The organism is Streptomyces sp. NBC_00876, from assembly GCF_045207435.1.
GTDB lineage: Bacteria > Actinomycetota > Actinomycetes > Streptomycetales > Streptomycetaceae > Streptomyces.
In genome coordinates, this window is the sequence record NZ_CP108800.1 from 3,790,803 (window position 1) to 3,809,563 (window position 18,761).

Here is an 18,761-nt window from a genome sequence, read left to right on the forward strand (position 1 = left end):
AGTCCTTGCCCGGTATGGACATAGTTCCTCCTTCACGTGTAGCCATTCTTCCCCCAGCCACTGACATCAGCACTTGGCGCACAGCCAGATCGGTGTGGCCGCTGCTGGCGACTACCCATATGCCGTTGGTGGCACGTCGCATACACGGGTGATCAGGTTCCGGCGACTCACCCCGCCGCACCGTGCGCCTCCGGTGCCCGTACGCGCGTGTGAGGCATGAACAGGGACGACACAGGGCAAAGCTTGGGGTTACCTCCCTAGGTGCACGATCCTTTCGTCTCAGGCTGTCCGGGAGCCGTTCGGGCATACGGCTCCCGAACCCTGCTAGCGACTTCGAGCCCGCAGCAACGCATCTAGCGCGTGCACCGGTGAGGTGGGGCACATCGCACGCCGTGCGTCGAGCACGGCCTCCCATTGCTCAGTCAATCCGAGCATGAGCCGCTTGCGCATACCGGGGGTGACGTGGGCGTAGCGCGCCGAGACGGAGCCGTCGATGTGTCCCATGCGCTGGTCCATGAGGACCTTCTCGGTGCCGAGGTCCTCCATCACGGTCCTATGGGCGTGGCGCAGTCCGTGAGGCGTGAGGCCCTTGGCGATCGGGAGCCAGCAGGCGTCAGCTCGTTGGCCGGCGCCCCGCCCTCGCGCGGGGACTCCTGGCCACGGCTCGCCGAGTAGCGGCACGGGTCGTGCCTCCTGCGGGGCCTTCTTCGGATACCAGCCCGATACCGCTGGGGTGAACAGCCACGTTGCGAAACCGTTCCTGCGCCAATGGGCCGCAGGCTCCACCACCGCGCCGCCTCGTACGAACCCGAGCGCCATGATTGCCTCCTCCACCCGCATTCGCGTCGCCTCAGCGACGCGATCGGGGTGGTTGAGGACGTTGGATACCGTCCCCGTGGAGACTTCGGCACGGCGTGCAACGTCGACGAGTTTCGCACCGTGGTGGCCGCCCGTACGAGCCGTGCCCTGCCCGCGGAAGACGTAGGTCCTACCGTGGCAGGGGCAGGGCGTCGGCTTCGTGCGGGCGACGTGATTGGCGACCAGGGCAGACAGCCAGTCCATCGAGTCGAGGGTGCGATAGCTGTCGTCCTTGGGCGGGCAGCGCACCATCTCGCCCGAGTCGAGTTCGTACAGCTGCCATTCGACACGGACGGAGCCAGGTCGAGTGAACTCGGTCTCCAGGCCGACTATTTCGCCCCAGCGCATGCCGGTGTATCCCTTGAGGACGACGGCGACGAACTCGTCATCTCGGCCGGACAGCAGTGCTGCTCGTTCGGCGATCAACAGGATGCCGAGCGGATCGGTGACGACCTTCTCCGGGCCTCGGTCACGGGAGCGGCCCGCGCGCTTGCCCCGCCCACGCCGCCTGGTCGCCGGGTTCGACGTGATCAGCCCTTCGTCGATCGCGTCCTCGTAGATCAGGTGGAACGTCGAGCGCCAGGTCTTGACGCTGGAGGCCGCGTACAGAGCCCTTTCCTTCTTCTCCCACCGGTCGACGTCCGAGCGCAGGATGCCGGCGAGCGCATGGTCCCCGAAGTCGGGAAGCAGGTGCTCTTCGATGTGGCGCTTGTAATTCTGCATCGTCGATGCGGCCAGGTCCTGGGCCTCGTACCAGCGGCTCGCGTACTCGCCGAAGGTCTCCTGGCCGAGTGCCGGGTCACGCCAGTCGCCGCGCCGGTACTTGTTCTCGGCCTCGCTCGCGGCCCGTTGAGCCTCGCCCTTGGTGGCGAACTTGATCGCCTTGCCGCCCTCGTCGACGACCGTGAGGTGCTTCCCAGGTGCGGTCTTGTACCGGCCACGCCAGTAGTTCGCGCGCTTCTCCGCGAAACCCACGCTCCTCCTCTCCCTTGATACGCGGTCGTGTCAGGCGACGGTGCTGAACTGGTTCTGCCTGGCGCGGACCGGAGGCCGCGCCCGCAGGCGGGTTGTGGGCGCGGCACGCTGGGCCGTGTTCGCCTGCTGGGCGTCAGCCTTGGCGGCGGTCCGAGCTGTGGCGGGCTGGTGTGCCCGTGCGGGCCGTTCCTCGTGAAGGCGGATGATCTCTGCGAGGTGTTCTGCGGTGAAGCGGTACGCGCGGCCGACCCGGGTGAAGGGGATCAGCCGCCGGCGGGCCCTGTCCTTGACCCACCAGGCAGAGCAGCCGAGAACAGCAGCGATGTCCTCGGGACGGTAGAGGCGGGGCGGCGCTACGCCGGTGCCTGGCTGTTCAGCCATGCGAGATCGCCTCCTTCGCGGTACGGAGGCGGAACGGCAACGGGGCAGGGGGAATGGCCTCTCGGCGCAAGGAGGTTCCTTCTCTGGCGCGGCCGTGCGGAGACGGGTACGCCGGTCTTGGTGGTTCAGGTACGGGCGGGGTGATGTGCGTAGCGGCTGCCGGGTGTTGGCCCACCCGGGGAGCGCTGTTGGGGCTCGTTCGGCTAACTCGTCTCGGCGAGCAGGGCGAGCGGGGAGAGGCCGAGAGCGGCTGCGATGGCGACGAGGTCGTCGACATCGCAGCGGCGCTGTCTGCATTCGATGCGGGACAGCATCGTGATGGTCATGGGCCGGCCGAGCGCGGTGACACGTTCGGCCAGCTGGCGCTGGGCGAATCCGCGCGCTGTGCGGGCACGGGTAATGGCGCGGGCGGTCAGCACGCCGGCCGGACCAATTCCCAAAGGGCTCTCAGGCATGGGTCAGTTGTAGCTCTGCATTGCCGGTTTGGGTAACCGGCGATGTGCTGCTATGTTTCGCATCTTTTTTGTCAGATCTGGTCCCCAGGCTCCTTGCGAGCGGCGCAACATAGACCGGAATTGGCGGATGACCAAATCACCTGCTGCCCTCATGCTGGTAGCACCTACGTGGCCTCGACGTGGGCATCTTGCATCACGCGCTCACCAGCGCCGCCCACGGATTCGCTTGCCAACTGCCCGATTTATGCAACTTCTTGGTCAACCGGCGATTCGGGTCTACCGTTTTAAGGAAGCCGCGCACGACACGTTCGCCGAGAGCTGTTTGCTTTCCCGGCGGAATGCTGGACTTGTGCGGGGAAGATGTGGCTGTCTTGGCCATGCGCCCGGAAATCCCTGCGGTCCCGAGCACATGAAAAAGCCCCCGGCGGGCCAACGCCGGGGGCCAAGAAGTCCCTACCGATATCGCCCGTACCTGAACGATCAAGACGGTGGCGGTCATAACGCCACCGGGTGAGGAACTGTGCATGCCCCAACAAGCTACTGCCTTCGTGGCCGTAGTCGCATCCCCGTCGCCGAACTCGCCCGCTCGGCCCACGAAGGCGGGGCGATAGACATGGCGCGGATACGCACCATCAAGCCGGAAGCCTTCATCTCCGAGTCGCTCGCCGCGGTGAGCGTCCATGCCGAGCGGACCTTCTTCGGCCTGCTTACGCAGGCGGACGACCACGGTCGCTTCCGCGACCAGGCCGCCGTCATCGCCGGTGCCCTCTGGTCCCTGCGCCCCGAGCACGGCCCGCTGGAGGTCGAGGACGACCTCACGCAGCTCGACAGTGCGGGTCTGATCTGCCGGTACGAAGGCGACGACGGCAAGCGGTACCTGCACATCGTCACCTGGGCCCGTCACCAGAAGATCAACCGGCCCAGCGGCAGCCGCTGCCCGGCCTGCCCGCGCCACCAGGGCAGCCGGTCGGACGAGGCGGCCTCGCCTGTTCACGGAGCCCTCCATGAACAGGCCGTGAGCCCTCACGGTGGACGCTCTGATGCGTCACGCGGATGCAGCGAGCCCTCCGTGAACCGGAAAACAACAGGTCAGAGCAATTTCAGTGAGCCCTCACCACAACGCTGGGAGACTGCGGTGAGGACTCAGGGGCCGGATCTAGGACCTAGGATCCTGGATCTAGGATCACCTCCGGTGGGGAGCGCAAGCGCCCCCACGCCCCCTGCCGTCTCGGGTTCGGTCTCGGCCAAGGACCTGGTCGCCGAGCACGTCGCCGCATGCCAACACCGCCCGCCCAGCGACGTCCTCGGCCGCCTCGGCAAGGTGGTCAGCAAACTGCTCGGCGAGGGGTTGTCCCCCGACCACATCAGGGCCGGGATGGACCGCATGCGTACCAAGGGGCTGTCCGCTGGGCTGCTGCCGAGCCTGGTCGACGAGGCCATGAACGCTCCACGGGCAGCTGCCGCCCCGCACCGAGCATGGACCAACCCGGCGCCCGCTGACGTCGAGGCGGCCTACGGGGGTCAGCTGTGACCACAGCCACCACCAGCCGGGAGCCGGAGCGCATGAACACCCTCGCCGCCCGCCTCGGCACGATCCTCGCCGAACGGGGCATCGATCCAACTACGTCACCTGCCGAGGCTCCTTCGGAACGGGTGACCGCCCTGGAACTGGCCGCGGCCCGCATCCCGCCCCGTTACCGCCACGCGCTCGCCGGCCACCAGCAGGTTGCCGCCTGGGTCGACGAGGTGGCGCTCGCCGCACGGCCCGGCCCGAGCGGCACCCGGGGTATCGCACTCGGACCGTCCCTGCTGATCGCCGGGCCCACCGGCACCGGCAAGACGCACCAGGCGTACGGCGCGGTGCGCTCGCTGCTGACCGCCGGGGTACGGCTGCGGTGGGAGGCAGCCACCACAGCCGACCTGTACGCCCGCTTGCGCCCACGCCCCGGCCACGACGCCGAGCGCGACCTCGCCACCCTCAGCACCTGCCCGCTGCTGATCCTGGACGACCTCGGCGCAGCCAAGCAGTCGGAGTGGACCGAGGAGATCACGTACCGGCTGATCAACCGCCGCTACACCGACCTGCTCCCCACCCTCCTCACGACCAATCTGCCGACCGCCGCGCTCCGCGACGCCGTCGGCGACCGCGTCGCCTCCCGTCTCGCCGAGATGACCACCACCGTCGTCCTCACCGGCGCCGACCGCAGACGCCAGCTCTCCGCCTGACCGCACGGCGCCGCCCCGCACCAGCTCACCTTCACCACACCGCCCGTCCGCGCCCACGCCTGCCCACACGGCGCATCGGGCCCTTTGGAGACCCCTGCATGACGGAACTTGCCATGCCCGCACTCGGGCACTGGAACGCGATACCTATCGCGCTCGCCGCCCTCCTTGCCACCTGCACAGTGCTGCTGGTCAGCTGGCTGATCTACCAACGCGCTCCCCGAAACCACGCCGAGCGACAGCCCGGAACGCCCGCGGTCAGGGTCGCCGCACTGGCCGCGGTCGGATGCACTGCCTACAGCGCCGACACCAGCTGGCGGTTCGCCGCCGACTACCTCGACATGAGGGGCACCACCGAGCGCACCGCGATGTTCGCCGCCGCGGAACTCGCCCTCTTCGCCACGGCCCTGCTGGCGCGGCAGAACCTGCACGGCCCGAAGCAAGCACCCGGCCTGCCCGGCGTCCTGACCTGGGTGATCACCGCTGTGCAGGTGATCCCCGCGTACGCCGAGTCAGGTGTGGTCGGCGGCACGGTGCGGGCCTTCGTGGGACCGGTCATGGCCGCACTGCTGTGGCATCAGGCCATGGGCATCGAACTACGCATCCGCACGCCCGAGGCTGCCTCCCACAGTCTCCTCGCCCGGATAGGTCGCGAAGTACGCGAACGCGGCCTCTCGCGCCTTGGGATCGCCGAACACGATCGTGACGCCGCGCAGATCAGCCGCGACCGTGCCACCCGCAGGGCCGTCGCCCTGGCCGCGCACCTTGCGGAGCGAACCCCGAATCAGCGCGCCGGCTGGCGAGGCCGGCGAACCGCGCGACGGCTTTCCCGCGCCGTCGCCCAAGCGTCTGTGGGAATCGACCAGCGCCAGCGCGAAGTGCTGCTGCACCAGCTTGCCGTCCGCCGTCACGCGACAGCGCTGGCCACGATCGAACTGCCATCGCCTTGGAACGCCTTCACTCCGAACGAAGGCGCCATGCGCCACGTCGAGACGACTCCGCGGCGCAGCCGATCGGGTGCAGGTTTCGACTTGACGAGCGAGGAAGCCGGGGAGCGCGCCGACTCCAACCTTCGTCTTGAGTCCCTGCCTCCTCGATCCGTGCAGAACCAACTTCCCCTGCACGATTCGGTCCCCACCCGCGAGACCACCGAGCCGTCCCACGAGGACGACGTCCCCGCGGCGCAACGCTACGGACGTCCTCCCGGTGCCGAGATGGACGAACTCCTCGCGATCGGCCGCGCGGCCATCGCCATGCACGGAACAGCCACCCGCGCCGTGCTACGGAACGCCATCCGCGAGGCCGACCTCCCCATCTCCGAGGACCGGCTCACCGAACTCAAGGCCCTCCTGGCGGCAGAGCAGGGTTGCGAGACCGCCGTCCCCACGGGCTGACCGGATATCCGGTCAGCCCTGAACGCCGAACGAGGGCCGTGGACCAGCACCCCGTCTGGTCCCACGGCCCCGCCCCATTGGCACCGCTTGACCAGGCACGCACGGCCCTCCCCCGCGACTCACCGCTCGAACCAGCGGGCGTTGGGGACGCTGCCCGTACGTCGACCTGGTCCGCTGCCCTCTCCCCTCAACCAGGAGCTGCTCTCCATGCAGGATTCGTGCACCCACAGCCCAGAGCACCAGAACGCGCCCCAAGCCACGCCAGCCCAAAGCGGAGCAAGTTGGAGGTTCGGACACTCCCCCGCAGGGGGAGCGTCCGAACCCGACCCCGCCCCAGGGGTGGCGGGGCCCGCCCAGCGCCAGGGGGCGCCGGACGGGAGGGCTGCGACCGAGGGCGGATCGCAGCCAAGTACGGCCGGCCACACGCGCCTGACCAAGGGGAAACCCCGCCCGCGCGACAAGAAGCAGCGCCCCGCCCACAGTGTCCGACTCAACGAACGCGAACGCACCCTCATCCAGGCCGGCGCCGATGCCGTCGGCATGAGTATCGCCGGATTCCTCGCCCACTCCGCGCTCGCCTCCGCCCGCGACCAGACCCGCACCGCCGCCACCATCGCCGCCGACCACGACATCCTCACCGAGCTCTTCGCCACCAGCCGCAAGCTCGGATGGGCCGGCAGCAACCTCAACCAGATGGCCAAGACCCTCAACTCGGGCGGCGATATCGACAGCGCCCGCATCGTGGAAACCCTCACCTACGTCCGCCGCGCGGCTACCGCCACCAAGGCGGCCGTCGAGCGGATCAATAACCGGCAGATAGACGAGACCACTTGATCCCCAGCATCCACAAGCAAGGCAGCAGCACCCGCGGCCTGCTCAACTACCTCTACGGCAAGGGCACCCGCGAAGAGCACGTCGGCCCGCACCTGGTCGCCTCCTTCGACGGCATGGCGCCTGACCCCGGCCGCGACCCCTCCGCGACGAAGGAAGATCTCCAGCGGCTTCTCGACCAGCCGCTGCACCTCCTCGACGCAGACCAGCGGCCCGACCATCACGTGTGGCACTGCTCCGTCCGCGCGGCACGCACCGACCGCATTTTGAGCGACGAGGAGTGGGGCGACATCGCCCGCCGCATCGTGGCCGCCACCGGCATCGACTCCGGTGGCCCGGACGACGCCGGGTGCCGGTGGGCCGCCGTCCGCCACGCCGATGACCACATCCACATCATCGCCACCCTCGTACGCGAGGACGGCCGCCGCCCCGACCACCACCGCTCCGGTCGGCGCGCCCAGGCGGAAGCCCGTCTCATCGAAGCCGACTACGACCTGCACCGCGTGACCCCCGGCGACGGCACCGCAGCCAAACGCCCCACCAGCGCCGAGCGCCACAAAGCCGAACGCCAAGGGCGAGAGCGCACCGTGCGGGAGGAACTGCGCGAGACCGTGCGCGGCGCATCGGCCGGCGCCGCCTCCACAGATGAGTTCTTCGACCGTCTGGCCGCCGACGGCCTTCTGATCCACAAGCGGATCGCGCCCTCGGGCGACCTGCTCGGCTACAAGGTCGCACTGCCTGGTGACCGCAACAAGGACGACGAGCCGGTCTTCTACGCTGGCTCCACCCTCGCACCCGACCTGTCCCTGCCCCGCATCCGCGAACGCTGGTCCCTCCAAGCAGAGGCGGTCTCCGAGGCCGGTTCCAGCGGCTCCGAGCCGGTGCAGTCCGCCCTGCCGCAGGTGACCCATCCCGCGTTCGCTCGGCGCCGGGCGTCGGCCGCCGGCTGGCAGGCCCTACTGATCATCGACCACGGCGACGACGGCATGGCGGCAGCACAGATCGCCGCAGCGGGTGAGGTCCTGGACGCGCTCGCCAAGACCTCTGCCGCGCACACCCGTGCGGAACTGCGGGAGGCGGCCAACGCGTTCGAGCGGGCCGGCCGCTCCCATGTCCGCGCCGTACGCGGGCATGACCACGCTCTGCGGCAGGCCGCACACGATCTCGTCCACAGTGGCCCCGCACTCGGCCGCGGCGAAGACGGAGCCACCACGGCGATGGTCATCGACATGGCCGTCTTCCTCGCCATCGCCGCAGCGAACTGGCACGCCAAAAGGCACCACAGCCAGCAGGCAGCCGCAGCCCAGCAAGCCGCCGAACACCTACGCACCGCCTACCAGGCTGCTGCGGCCCACCCCATCGCCGCCCTCCGCCAGCGAGGCCAGCGGATGGCACCGCGTATTCGAGAGCGGCAAGCCGATCTCCTGCACCAGGCACTGCCAGAGCTCGCCGAACGGATCCAGGCCGAGCCCGGCTGGCCCGCCCTGGCCGCCACCCTCACCGACGCCCGCCAAGCGGGCCACGCCCCCGGCGCACTGCTCGCCGACGCCGCCCGGCGACGCGAGCTCGGCAGCGCCGACTCCATCAGCGATGTCCTCGTCTGGCGCCTGCGCCGCAGCGCCCACCTGCCCGCAGCGGCACCCGAAAGCCTCCAGACCGCAGGCGCCCGAGACGGCCGGCACATCCCGACACCGGCCTCCGCCACACCGTCCGCGGCTCAGGCGTCGAACCACTCCAGCCGCAGGCACTGACCCGGGGAATCGGGCGCAACATAGCCGACGATCGCCAGTTAGCCCAACCGGCGATTCTCCAGACGATTGATGCTCCCCATCCAATCCCACAAGGAGCGTCACACCCGTATGACCGCAACCTCATCCCGACCCGACATCATCGCCCTCCTCGCCGACGCGGACTTCAAGTACCGAGCCGACACCAACACGTGGAGCCATCGCGACGGACGGCCGTTCAGCAAGGAGGAACAGGCTCATGTCCTCACAGCGACTCGCAGCGAGTTCCTCGATTTTGAAGCGCAGTTCAAGCGCTTCGTGAAGCACCGGCAGGCATGGGCTGACGCCCCGGAAGCACTGCAGCGCTTCCTCGCCCCGTTCATGCAGCAGCTCACCGTGAAGAACCTCGGCAACGCCCACGAGCTCATGAGCGAAGAGGACCGAACGGAGTTCAACCGCCTGCTCGGCCTCGTAGCCATACCCCCGCGCCCCTTCACCGCCAACACCTTCTGACGAAGGGCCGCGTCGTTGTTCGACCAGGGCGAGGAATCGGCCTGGCCGGAGTGCCTGCCAGCCTCAGCGATCGGAGCGACGAGAGATCAGATAGGCACCGTCGCTCAGCGGTGCCAACAAGTGGGGTATGGCCCCCAGTGCTGACACGGTTCCGCCCCAGCAACCACAGGTCCGCTACACACAAAACCTGCTAGAGCACCACGAAGCCGGGCCTCCCAGACGGGAGGCCCGGCTTCGTTACGCGGAGTGGGGCGCTTCTCAGTTGGCGGGAGCACACAGGATCTGGTCCCGCGTACTTTCCGGCAGCACCCGGCGCAGTACCGGTGCCGTGGAGCTGAGCGAGAAGGCGAACGCGGCGACCAAACGGTGCGGCACGCTCGCGCTGAATGAGGCGGCCCACAGGTACGGAGCCCCCATTGCAGGCTCAGCCCACGCCTGCCAGCCCGTCGCCACCTGCCCGTCCCCCTCGGCGGTCAGGACGCTGGGGTCGGCAACCTGGATGAGGGGCGGCACCTCACCGAGGCTGAGGCGGGCGGTGAAGGTGGGGTGCATCGCCGCCGCGTGGGGTTGGTCGGCGTCGCGGAGCCAACCGTGCCCGGCGGCCGCAGCGAGGACCACCTCGGGACCGTCGTACAAGGTGGTGGGCTGGCTGCATTGGTCGAGCGCCAGGAGAAACTCGGTGATGGCCTCTCCCGGTACGCCTGGGGTTAAGTAGGCGGACCAGTCCGCGAGCGAACTGGTGGTGTCCGAGCGGGCCGAGACCTGCCACGCGACCGGCAGGCCACCGAGGTGGAACGGCTCGTCCGCCAGCATCCACTGTGCCCACCGAAGAGCGTCGGGACTGATGTGCAGGACGGTGCTGCGCACCACCTGGTGATCTCCCAGCTCATCGAAGTCTCGCCGTCCTCGCACGGCTGTCAGACTCGCCCAGCCCAGACCGGCGAGGCTGTCCGCGACGACATCGCAGAGACGGCCGTCATCGCCGGCCAGGTGTCGAGGGCTGACCCAGTACGCGGGAAGAGCGCCAGCCTCAAAAGACGGATCGAACGGGTAGCGCGGATTCAGGAGTGCCTCCAAGGGCCGGGTTCGGGTGTACTGGGCGCCGGCAACGCGGCGCGGCAGCGCCTGGACGGGATCCTGCCGGTTCATGGCGACGGCTACCTCGGGCGGCAGGCGCCCGAGCCCGCTGTCGGCGTCGCGCCTCCGGCTAGATAGACGAGTGGAGGGGCTGCGGCCAGGGGGAGCCGCAGGCGCGCCGATCAACGCTCTGACCTGGGCGTCCGGCAGGTCGTCTACGTTGACATCCCTCTGCACTCGCTGGCCAGTCTTTCGTGACTCTTTCCTGTCTGCCCCCGGCGAGCTGGTGTCCGCTGTCATTCAACCCGGTCGTTTGACAGCGAACGTAGCCGCTTCGGTTGGCTGTGGTTGTTAACGGAATCGTGCGGTAAAAGTGCTGGTGGGCAGCCCAGCACGAGGGCACTCGCGGTAACACACCCTCCATGCACTGGCCGTCCTACAGGTGGTCGAGGGGTTCGGCGGCGTACGTGCCGTCGCCGAGCGGCGCATCGGTTAGCTCGAAGCGTTGAGGCAGACTGCCGACCCGGCGAGTGACGACGCTGCCGGGGGCCCGGGTGGTCTCGTAGTACAGAGGAGTGCCGCCAGCGTCGGCGGTTCCAAGCAGACTGAAGCGGCGCAGCACGCGGGGTGGCGTCGGGGTGGTCCGGCGACGCCGGTAGAGCCGGGTGGCTACGGCAGCGAGACCGGTGACGACCAGGCCAACTGCAATCGGGATCAAAAACTTGTCGAAGAACGCGGACACGGCGGCATCACTCCTGCGAGGCGGGTAGGGCTCGCCACTGCGACGGGCCGCGCCGAGGATGCGGCAGGCGGGGGTTAGCCGCGCAACCCCCGATCATCTTGCTCCTCCGTCCGGAAGTTGGGTGTGGTCGGCGGATCGTCGTACAGCGCCCTCGGTACGTCAGCGTCGGCCCCCCAGCTTGGATGCACGGCGAACGCGGAGGGTGCCTCCTCGTCCCAAGGAGGCCGGGATGTAGTGGCGTCGTAGTGAGCTAGGGCGGCGCGGAAGACGGGGAGATTCTCACCGGACATCTCGTAGGCCGATGCCTGTCGCCATCCGTCCTGTGGGCCGCCGCCATAGACAACTGTGACTGGCGCCTCGGTGCCTTCGGGCCACCAGCCGTGCTTGTAGCCGCGCTTGAGGGCGTAGGTCAGGGCCACTGTGGGGCCGCGCAGTCCGCGCGGGAACGCCTCGCGCAGCACGACGGCTTCCAGATGGCCGTCGGACTCGACGACCAGGCGCACAAACTGGCGGGCGTCCTCATTGAGTGTGTTCAGGAAGACCATCGCCCGGTCGGCACCCCATGCGGTGTCTACGGACACGGCCAGTTCGTCTCGGTGCTCGGCGAGCAGGGCGAGGAGTTTGCCCTCGAACTCCTCACTCGCGCCTTCAATGGTGAACCTCACAACGACCCCCTCAGCACTCTATGTGATCTCTATCGATCGCTATAGGCAGTGTCACGGAGTGGGGCCTGGGTTGTCTATAGAGATGACGTAGCGGTCTATGGGGCGTCACTATTTTGCGGGTGGGGGCATACCGGATTCGGCGGGGCTCGGTTCGATGGCAAGACGACTGGGTTCGACGCCAACGGACAACTGGGATACGGGCGACACTTGTACGTCGCCGGAAGCGCCGCGTAGGAGCCGTGAACCCCATACCGCGTCGATGTCAGCGCAGACGGAGACCAGGGCCACGACCTGAGAGCATTCGCCGACGTCTTGCCCGCAGACACGGGCCCGCTTGCCTGGAGACATGCCAGATGGAGCAACAGTCTGCCCCTGGGGACAGCCCTGCCGTATCCCCATAGAAACCCGGTGCGCACGACAGACAGAGTGCTGAATAGTTGCTGCATGGATGCGATCGACGCCGCACGTGCCGCTATCAAGGAGCACCACCCTGACGCCCGGGCCGCCTTCCTGGGAGGCAGCGTCGTGACGGAACGCCGCACGGCGATGTCGGACCTCGACATCGTGGTGCTCCTCCATGGATCCCCAGCCCCGTACCGGGCAAGTCTCCAGCACGGTGAGTGGCCAGTGGAGATGTTCGTGCACACCGAGGCAACGTGGCACGCATTCGTCGAGCGGGAAGTACGAAAGCGCAGATCACCGCTGCTCTGGATGTGCGCCGACGGGATCCTGCTCTTCGACCACGACGGGGTCGGCGCCTACGTCGCCGCTGAGGCCCGGAAGCTGACCGCAGCGGGACCGCCGACGGTGTCAGCTGAAGAGATCGATGATTGCCGCTACGCGATCACTGACCTTCTCGACGACCTCGCGGGCAGCGAAGATCAGAGCGAACGGTTGTTCATTGCCACCGAATTGGTACGACGCACCGGCGAGTTGGCGCTGACCGCCGGCGGATCCTGGAACGGAGGCGGGAAGTGGCTGGCGCGCCGTCTTGAGACCACGGCGCCGGGACTCAGCATGCGCCTTCACGACGGCCTTCGTGACGTACTGGCAAGGCGGATTGAGCCGCTCGTGGAAGTCGTGGACGAAGTGCTGGAGCAGGTCGGCGGTCGGCTGTGGGTTGGCTATAGGCGCGGTGGCACTCTGTGAACGAAGTCGCCGTGGAGGGCAGGCGCGCGTTGGAGCGGTTGTTCGTGCGCATGAATAGATCGACCTCACGGCGTCCCACAAAGGCCAACTGGCCCACCACCGGGGGCCGGCGCCCGGTCTCCATCTCAGGCGCCGATGCGGGCCACCTTGCGGCCAACCTTGAGGTACAGCTCGACTCTGTCGAGCGCACCCGCCGCACCGACCACCGCACCGAGCGCCTGCTGGACGCCTCCGTGAGCTGAGTGGTCTGCTGCTCTCCATATGGCGACCGCAGCTCCAGAGTCAGTTCGGAGCAAGCAAATCCCGAACCTCCTCAGCGCACCCCCACGACAGAGTGACACCGGCACCCCCGTGACCGTAGTTGTGCACGACCAGCGCACCGCCCGCCCTCCGCTCCGCCTCCACGCAAACCGTGGATCGGGTCGGCCGAGCGCCCATCCGGTGCTCCAGGACACGCGCACGGGCGAGGCGGGGTTCGACCTTGACGCATCGAGCGAGAATGCCGTCCGCCGCCTTGCCGTCTGGGGCGAGGCCGCCTTCGCCGTCGATGGCTGTGCCGCCCAGGACGACGGTCTCTCCATGCGGGTAGAAGCACAACAGATCCGGTGAAGTGCCGGTGTCCTCGGAAAAGAACTCGGTGAGCCCCGGGTTGGTGACCACTACGTGCTGGCCGCGAATCGGCCGCAGTTCTGGATCCCGGACCAGGTCGCGGGCTCCCAAGCCCGCACAATTGACGATCGCAGGGACCGGCCCGACGTCCGCGAGCGAAGTCAGGCGTCGCTGCTCCACCGTCCCGCCCGCTACATGCAGACGGCGCAGAAGGTAGTCGAGATGAGCGGGCATGTCGATCAGCGGCACTGTGAACCGGTACCCGGCGGTGAACCCGGTCGGAAGTTCGGTCGGCTCGCACGGCCGGAACCCCGGCAGGGTCGTAGCCCAGTCCGGCGGAGACTCGGCCGTACGCGATGCCTCGATGCCGCTGGTGAGCCGGACACCCGTGGCCTGGTCCTCGGCCAGCTCCCGGAATACCTCCAGGGACCGCTGCCCCCACCGATCGACCTTGTCCTTCGGCTCCACCAGGTACGGGCCCCACATAGCCCCGGCGGCCAGCGAGGTGGCACCGGGCACCTGCTCGGCGATCACTCGCACCAAGGCCCCGGCCTCGGCGAGAACGACGGCGGTGGTCAGTCCTGCCACCCCAGCCCCGACAACGACAACGCGCTCCCCAGCGTTCATGATCTCGACACTAACGGCCAGGTGGCGTCGATGGAGCATGTCGGGCGAGTGCGTCTTCGAGGACCGGGAGGAAGCTGCGGACGTGTGGGTTGCGCTGGCGGCGGCGGAGGTCCGCGGCAAGCTGGTGCAGTAGGGCGGCGCTCCTCGGTGAACGCACGGCGTCAAGGCGGTCAGCCGCGATCAGTCCGATCTCGCAGGCCGCCTCCAGGTCTCCGTGAGCGCTGTGCCCCAAGGCCAGCCAGGCACCTTCGAACATGGCCCTACGTTGGCTGGGATCGCCACGCGGAACGTCGTATGCCCCGGACCGGAGCATCTCGGTCCCCTGCGCGAGGAATCGTCGGGCCTTCGTGCCGCCGTCGGCCTTCTGCCGCGCGCGCCCCATCTGGATGAAGCCGTAGCCGGCCTGGCAGTCCAGGTGGTTGTCGGTCAGAAAGTACATCCACCGGGGCTCCTCCTGGCTGCCGTCCCGACTTGCGATCAGTTCTCGGGCAGAGCCACGGGTATGTGCGAAGTCGTTGTCACGGCCGGCGGCGGCATACGCGTAGGCGAGCCGGGAAAGGACGGATGCCCGGGCGGCGGGCGGAGCGGCTTCGCTGGCGCGGCGGGCGGCCTCGCCGAGGGCGATTGCGTCCGCCGGGTGTCCTCGGCTCGCTGCCTGGAAGGAGAGGTCGCCCAGGATGTGGGCGCACAGGGGGAGGTCGTTGGCCTGATGCGCGGCTCTCAGCGCCGTGGCGAAGTAGCGCTGCGCCAGGCCGTGATCGGCGGCGTCGAAGGCCATCCAGCCGGCCAGCTGGCTAATCTCCGCAAGCGCGCGGATAAGCCTGCTCGTTACGACGGGCGAGTGACCACCATCGTGAATGAGTAGTCCCACCGCGCGGAACTGAGCACCTACGTAGGGGAGATGTCGCGCCCCGCCGTGCTCGTCGTCAAGCAACTGGAGCATGGGCAGGTGCTGCTCAACCTGGTCGACAAGTGGATCGGCGCCGTTCGACGGAGCTATCCGGGGCGCGTACTGGCCTCGGCCTGCCGTTCCGTCAAGGTACTGGGCGACGATCGCGAGTAGCCCCGCGCCCGAGATCGCAAGGAATCGGCGTCGGTCGACGAGCCCTCCCATCACCCAGTCCTCCACGATCGCCTCCATGCCCTGCACGGTCCAGGGCCGTGCGAGATCCGTGTCCGCAGGGACGAGAGCCGAGGAGTCGCCCGCGCGGCCTTGCCACAGTTCGGCCACCGAGATGGCTCTGCCCAGTTCCTGGGAGAGCACGTAGGCAGCCATCATCGGCAACGGCGAACGCGGAAGGGAACCGCCGTCCCTCCAGTGGTACGGCGCCGACTCAGCGACGGTGCCCGCTCCGAACACCCGGTTGAGCTTGCGAGCAAGCGCCTTGGGGCTCCATCCGAGTTCGTCGAGGCAGCCCGACAGCACGGCGTTCGGTCCCCCTGCCTGCTGTGCCACGTGCGACCACCTCGCGTCCCAGGGGTTCGTCGACCACTTCGCGCTCCCCATGGTGGGGCAGGCAGCTGCTGAATCTCCTGCCTATCAAGGAAGTTGACCGAGTTGACCGACTGATCGGGTGCTGCACGACCGGCCTCCTCCGGTGTTCTTGAGTCACGGCGGAAGGCGCCGCCTTCGACGCCGGCGGAGAAAGAGGTGGGCTTTGAGAAACCACACGATCACCTCCCGAGACCGTCCGGGCAGTGTGCTGGAGCGCGCCACCGGGCGACCGGTCTCCGCGCCCTCACACGGGTACGCCGATGGCGGCGGTACGACCACGCTGATCACGGACCTGCCGTACGGGCCGAGGGCGGCCGCGGTCGCTCGGAAAGCCGTCGCTGTGGCGCTCCTCGGCACCGAGTCGGACCTGCTCGACGACGCCCGACTGATCGGGTCGGAACTCGCAACGAATGCGTTCGCCTCGGGGAACCCGCCCCTGGTCCTGTGTGTGGACCGCAGGAGCCCGGTCGTCGGTGGCCTGGAGGTCGAAATCACCGTGACCGACGGTGGCTGCCTTCGACCCGGGCCTACCTCTCACCCGGCGCCCGAGGAGCAGGCCGAATCGGGGCGGGGCCTGGTCCTCGTCGAGGCACTGGCCGACGCCTGGTCCCTGACGACCGGCGCCGACGGCACCCGCGCCTGGTGCCGGCTGACGCGCGCGTCCAGGTCTTCGCCTGCGAGAACGCTCTGATGCCCGCGCCTACAAGATCCTGTCTTCGAAGGAGGCACCACACGGTGCGCATCCATGCGACCCCGCCGTCCCCGTCCGCTGAAGTGCCGACGGCCGTTCGCTATCCGCGCGTAGTCGTCGCCCTTCACGAGGGCCTGTACGGCGCCGAGTCGGGCACCGGCTTCAGTAACCGTGCCTTCCTCACGGCGCTCGCCCGCCTCCTACCGACGGGCCGCCTCTCCGTGATCTCCCCACCCGTCTCTGAAACAGCGGTCGCACACGATCGGCGGTGGATCCGCGAGGTCCAGCTGATGCTGGACGAGGCGGAGGCCGAGGTGATCACGATTCCCGAGGTCCAGATGCCCCCGGATTCGGTCCGCGGCTCCATGCACCTGTGCGCCCTGGCGGGGAAGGCTGCCGCACGCGTCGCCAATCGCACGAGCCGCTGCCTGCTCGTCGGCCTCGACGTTCCCTTCCTCGGCCTCGCGGCTTACACGCCACCGACCACAGACCTGCTGCTCGTCCCCCGCTCCACAGCGGCCCTGACGCGGCCTGGAGACCTGTCCCGAATCCGCTGGGAGCGTGAGGCCCTGCGGGCGGCGACCGCCCAGGGCGGTCGTATCGGGGCCATCTCCACCCACATGCGAAACCACCTCGTCACGAACTGTGCCATCCCGCGGGCGGGCATCGTGAACATCCCGAACGGGCTGATCCGAGAGGAGATGGCCAGGCCGACGCGTGTTCGGCCCCTGCCCTTCAAGGCCCGAGCCGGCTTCCTGTTTGCGATGGGGCGCGCGGTGCCCACCAAGGGGTTCGAAGACCTCCTGGAGGCGCTGCACCTTCTGAAGGAACGAGGAGTCCGCCTGCCGCATCTACTCCTGGCGGCGGTCACGTCGAGTGATCACGAGCATCTGAGCTCGTACCAGAGGCATCTGGCAGCAGGTATCCGCGCCTACTGCTTGGACGCGACGCTGATCACCCGCTTCACCCCCTCCATCCGCTCCTGGCTGCATAGCCCCGCGCTGCACGCGGTCGTTGTTCCCTCGCGCGAGGAGCCCTTCGGACGGATACCTCTGGAGGCGTTCGCGGCGGGGGCGGGGCCGGTCGTCGCGACCAGCGCCGGCGGACTGGCCCAGACCGTCATCGAAGACGAGACCGGATTCACCGCCGCCCCCAGGGACTCCCAGTCTCTGGCGTCCGCCCTGAACCGAGCCCTGACCACCCTGCCCAGAGAGCGCGAGCGGCTCCGGAACGCCGGTGCGGCTCTGGTGCGTTCACGCCACGACTACGAGGCGAGCATTGGCTCCGCCATTGGCCGCATCGCCCCATGGGCTCTGGCTCCATCGCCCACCGGGGAAAGCAGGGGCCGATGAGCCGGCCGGTGGTGCTCATCAGCCTGGAATCCCCGCACTCGTTCTGGCGGTTGTCCGCCGAGCACAAGCGTTCCCTTCGTGCTTCTTTCCCGGGCGTGGATTTCCGTACGGCCGCCGAGGAGGACGTGCCGTACGGGCTAGCGGAAGCCAGCATCTACTTCGGCTGGCGGTTCGAACCATCGTGGCTGGTCGGCTCGCCGCATCTGAACTGGATCGCATCTCCGGCCGCCGGTACCGACCATCTGCCCGTTGCCGAGGCGCACTCCGCCGGGGTGGCCCTGACCCGCTCGTACGGGTTTCACGGCCGCCCCATGGCCGAGCACGCCATGGGGCTGGTCCTGGGCTTCTCTCGCGGGTTGTTCACGAGCCAGCGCGTCCAGCGGAACCGGACCTGGTGGAAGGACGACCTCGCCGAGGAGTTCTTCGACCTGGCCGGGTCGACGATGACCATCGTCGGCTGCGGCAGCATCGGTGGCCATCTGGCCCGTACCGCGCGCGCCTTCGGTATGGACGTGATCGGAGTACGACGGACACCGCCTGTGGCAGCGGGGGACGGGATCACCTGGATGCACGCCTCGGCGGTGCACCAGGCCGTCGCCATCGCCGACGTGGTGGTCGACCTGCTGCCGGCCACCCGGGCCACGAACCATCTCTTCGACCACGCCCTCTTCACGGCCTGTAAGCCGGGAGCCGTCTTCCTCAACCTCGGCCGTGCGACAACCGTCGACCAGTCGGCCCTCCTGGCCGCCCTCAATACCGGCCACCTGCGGGGCGCCGCGCTGGACGTATCCGACCCGAGGCCCCTGCCCGCTCGCCATCCGCTGCGGCTCCACCCCCGGGTCGTGCTCACGCCGAAGAGTTCGACGCTCTGCCACATGTACATGGACGGGGCGGTCGCGTTCTTCGCCGAGAACCTGCGCCGATTCCTTGCTGGCCAGCCGCTCAACGGCCTGGCCGAAGTACCCGACGCCCATTCCCCCCTCGCAGGAGGCTGACC

General features: G+C 68.7%; 20 protein-coding genes. 11 read left to right on the plus strand and 9 right to left on the minus strand.

The window, feature by feature from the left end; translation table 11 throughout:
* Positions 1-324: 324 nt before the first annotated feature.
* From OG782_RS16595 to OG782_RS16610, 4 genes are all read right to left on the minus strand, one after another.
* Positions 325-1,833: a LacI family DNA-binding transcriptional regulator gene (locus OG782_RS16595; protein ID WP_406451685.1), complete on the minus strand. Its 1,509-nt coding sequence runs from the start codon at positions 1,831-1,833 to the stop codon at positions 325-327.
* A gap of 30 nt (positions 1,834-1,863) precedes the next feature.
* Complete coding sequence (locus tag OG782_RS16600; RefSeq protein ID WP_406451687.1) at positions 1,864-2,214, minus strand: helix-turn-helix domain-containing protein; 351 nt, start codon at positions 2,212-2,214, stop codon at positions 1,864-1,866.
* A gap of 203 nt (positions 2,215-2,417) precedes the next feature.
* Positions 2,418-2,669 (minus strand): helix-turn-helix domain-containing protein, encoded by a 252-nt coding sequence (locus tag OG782_RS16605; RefSeq protein ID WP_073733580.1) that lies wholly within the window; start codon positions 2,667-2,669, stop codon positions 2,418-2,420.
* A 193-nt stretch (positions 2,670-2,862) separates the two neighbouring features.
* Entirely contained in the window at positions 2,863-3,048 is a 186-nt protein-coding gene (locus tag OG782_RS16610; RefSeq protein ID WP_406451689.1) for a hypothetical protein, read from the minus strand.
* A 234-nt stretch (positions 3,049-3,282) separates the two neighbouring features.
* Between OG782_RS16610 and OG782_RS16615 the strand changes: the two genes are divergently transcribed.
* From OG782_RS16615 to OG782_RS16640, 6 genes are all read left to right on the plus strand, one after another.
* Entirely contained in the window at positions 3,283-4,200 is a 918-nt protein-coding gene (locus OG782_RS16615) for a hypothetical protein (protein WP_406451691.1), read from the plus strand.
* On the plus strand, positions 4,197-4,895 hold the full coding sequence (locus tag OG782_RS16620; RefSeq protein ID WP_265690317.1) for an ATP-binding protein: 699 nt from the start codon (positions 4,197-4,199) through the stop codon (positions 4,893-4,895). The genes OG782_RS16615 and OG782_RS16620 overlap by 4 nt, the downstream gene beginning before the upstream one ends.
* Before the next feature lie 98 nt (positions 4,896-4,993).
* Entirely contained in the window at positions 4,994-6,286 is a 1,293-nt protein-coding gene (locus OG782_RS16625) for a hypothetical protein (protein ID WP_406451694.1), read from the plus strand.
* A 540-nt stretch (positions 6,287-6,826) separates the two neighbouring features.
* On the plus strand, positions 6,827-7,120 hold the full coding sequence (locus OG782_RS16630; RefSeq protein ID WP_406451696.1) for a mobilization protein: 294 nt from the start codon (positions 6,827-6,829) through the stop codon (positions 7,118-7,120).
* Positions 7,117-8,868: a mobilization protein gene (locus OG782_RS16635; protein ID WP_406451698.1), complete on the plus strand. Its 1,752-nt coding sequence runs from the start codon at positions 7,117-7,119 to the stop codon at positions 8,866-8,868. The genes OG782_RS16630 and OG782_RS16635 overlap by 4 nt, the downstream gene beginning before the upstream one ends.
* Before the next feature lie 108 nt (positions 8,869-8,976).
* Positions 8,977-9,357: a hypothetical protein gene (locus tag OG782_RS16640; protein WP_406451700.1), complete on the plus strand. Its 381-nt coding sequence runs from the start codon at positions 8,977-8,979 to the stop codon at positions 9,355-9,357.
* Between the two features lie 258 nt (positions 9,358-9,615).
* On the opposite strand, the gene OG782_RS16645 is transcribed toward OG782_RS16640, so the two are convergent.
* The 3 genes from OG782_RS16645 to OG782_RS16655 all read right to left on the minus strand — a co-directional run bounded on the left by OG782_RS16645 (position 9,616) and on the right by OG782_RS16655 (position 11,841).
* The gene (locus OG782_RS16645) at positions 9,616-10,434 is read right to left on the minus strand and encodes a DUF317 domain-containing protein (protein ID WP_406459109.1); all 819 of its coding nucleotides are present in this window, start codon (positions 10,432-10,434) and stop codon (positions 9,616-9,618) included.
* A 436-nt stretch (positions 10,435-10,870) separates the two neighbouring features.
* Positions 10,871-11,176: a hypothetical protein gene (locus OG782_RS16650; RefSeq protein ID WP_024490711.1), complete on the minus strand. Its 306-nt coding sequence runs from the start codon at positions 11,174-11,176 to the stop codon at positions 10,871-10,873.
* Between the two features lie 74 nt (positions 11,177-11,250).
* Entirely contained in the window at positions 11,251-11,841 is a 591-nt protein-coding gene (locus OG782_RS16655) for a hypothetical protein (protein WP_405403969.1), read from the minus strand.
* Positions 11,842-12,285: 444 nt separating this feature from the next.
* On the opposite strand from OG782_RS16655, the gene OG782_RS16660 reads away from it, so the two are divergent.
* On the plus strand, positions 12,286-12,990 hold the full coding sequence (locus tag OG782_RS16660; RefSeq protein ID WP_024490713.1) for a nucleotidyltransferase domain-containing protein: 705 nt from the start codon (positions 12,286-12,288) through the stop codon (positions 12,988-12,990).
* A gap of 50 nt (positions 12,991-13,040) precedes the next feature.
* Positions 13,041-13,232 carry a hypothetical protein gene (locus OG782_RS16665; protein WP_406451703.1) on the plus strand — a complete coding sequence of 64 codons (192 nt, stop codon included), beginning with the start codon at positions 13,041-13,043 and terminating at the stop codon, positions 13,230-13,232.
* Between the two features lie 40 nt (positions 13,233-13,272).
* Here the strand turns inward: OG782_RS16665 and OG782_RS16670 are convergent, their stop codons facing one another.
* Together OG782_RS16670 and OG782_RS16675 are read right to left on the minus strand one after the other, a co-directional pair.
* On the minus strand, positions 13,273-14,226 hold the full coding sequence (locus OG782_RS16670) for an FAD-dependent oxidoreductase (RefSeq protein WP_406451705.1): 954 nt from the start codon (positions 14,224-14,226) through the stop codon (positions 13,273-13,275).
* A gap of 10 nt (positions 14,227-14,236) precedes the next feature.
* Complete coding sequence (locus OG782_RS16675; RefSeq protein WP_406451707.1) at positions 14,237-15,682, minus strand: carph-isopro domain-containing protein; 1,446 nt, start codon at positions 15,680-15,682, stop codon at positions 14,237-14,239.
* Positions 15,683-15,884: 202 nt separating this feature from the next.
* On the opposite strand from OG782_RS16675, the gene OG782_RS16680 reads away from it, so the two are divergent.
* From OG782_RS16680 to OG782_RS16690, 3 genes are read left to right on the plus strand one after another with little or no spacing between them, the layout of a single operon-like run.
* Positions 15,885-16,412 (plus strand): ATP-binding protein, encoded by a 528-nt coding sequence (locus OG782_RS16680; RefSeq protein ID WP_406451709.1) that lies wholly within the window; start codon positions 15,885-15,887, stop codon positions 16,410-16,412.
* Positions 16,413-16,456: 44 nt separating this feature from the next.
* Positions 16,457-17,764, plus strand: a complete 1,308-nt coding sequence (locus tag OG782_RS16685) for a glycosyltransferase family 4 protein (protein ID WP_406459111.1) — start codon at positions 16,457-16,459, stop codon at positions 17,762-17,764.
* The gene (locus OG782_RS16690; RefSeq protein WP_406451711.1) at positions 17,761-18,759 is read left to right on the plus strand and encodes a D-2-hydroxyacid dehydrogenase; all 999 of its coding nucleotides are present in this window, start codon (positions 17,761-17,763) and stop codon (positions 18,757-18,759) included. Before OG782_RS16685 ends, OG782_RS16690 begins: the two co-directional genes overlap by 4 nt.
* The last annotated feature ends 2 nt before the right edge of the window (positions 18,760-18,761 follow it).

Excerpts from the sequence above, each read along its gene's own strand:
- OG782_RS16660 (WP_024490713.1), top strand. The coding sequence starts at position 12,286 with ATGGATGCGATCGACGCCGCACGTGCCGCTATCAAGGAGCACCACCCT.
- OG782_RS16690 (WP_406451711.1), top strand. The coding sequence starts at position 17,761 with ATGAGCCGGCCGGTGGTGCTCATCAGCCTGGAATCCCCGCACTCGTTC.
- OG782_RS16665 (WP_406451703.1), top strand. The coding sequence starts at position 13,041 with ATGAATAGATCGACCTCACGGCGTCCCACAAAGGCCAACTGGCCCACC.
- OG782_RS16640 (WP_406451700.1), top strand. The coding sequence starts at position 8,977 with ATGACCGCAACCTCATCCCGACCCGACATCATCGCCCTCCTCGCCGAC.
- OG782_RS16670 (WP_406451705.1), bottom strand. The coding sequence starts at position 14,226 with ATGAACGCTGGGGAGCGCGTTGTCGTTGTCGGGGCTGGGGTGGCAGGA.
- OG782_RS16610 (WP_406451689.1), bottom strand. The coding sequence starts at position 3,048 with ATGGCCAAGACAGCCACATCTTCCCCGCACAAGTCCAGCATTCCGCCG.
- OG782_RS16630 (WP_406451696.1), top strand. The coding sequence starts at position 6,827 with ATGAGTATCGCCGGATTCCTCGCCCACTCCGCGCTCGCCTCCGCCCGC.
- OG782_RS16600 (WP_406451687.1), bottom strand. The coding sequence starts at position 2,214 with ATGGCTGAACAGCCAGGCACCGGCGTAGCGCCGCCCCGCCTCTACCGT.
- OG782_RS16605 (WP_073733580.1), bottom strand. The coding sequence starts at position 2,669 with ATGCCTGAGAGCCCTTTGGGAATTGGTCCGGCCGGCGTGCTGACCGCC.
- OG782_RS16625 (WP_406451694.1), top strand. The coding sequence starts at position 4,994 with ATGACGGAACTTGCCATGCCCGCACTCGGGCACTGGAACGCGATACCT.
- OG782_RS16615 (WP_406451691.1), top strand. The coding sequence starts at position 3,283 with ATGGCGCGGATACGCACCATCAAGCCGGAAGCCTTCATCTCCGAGTCG.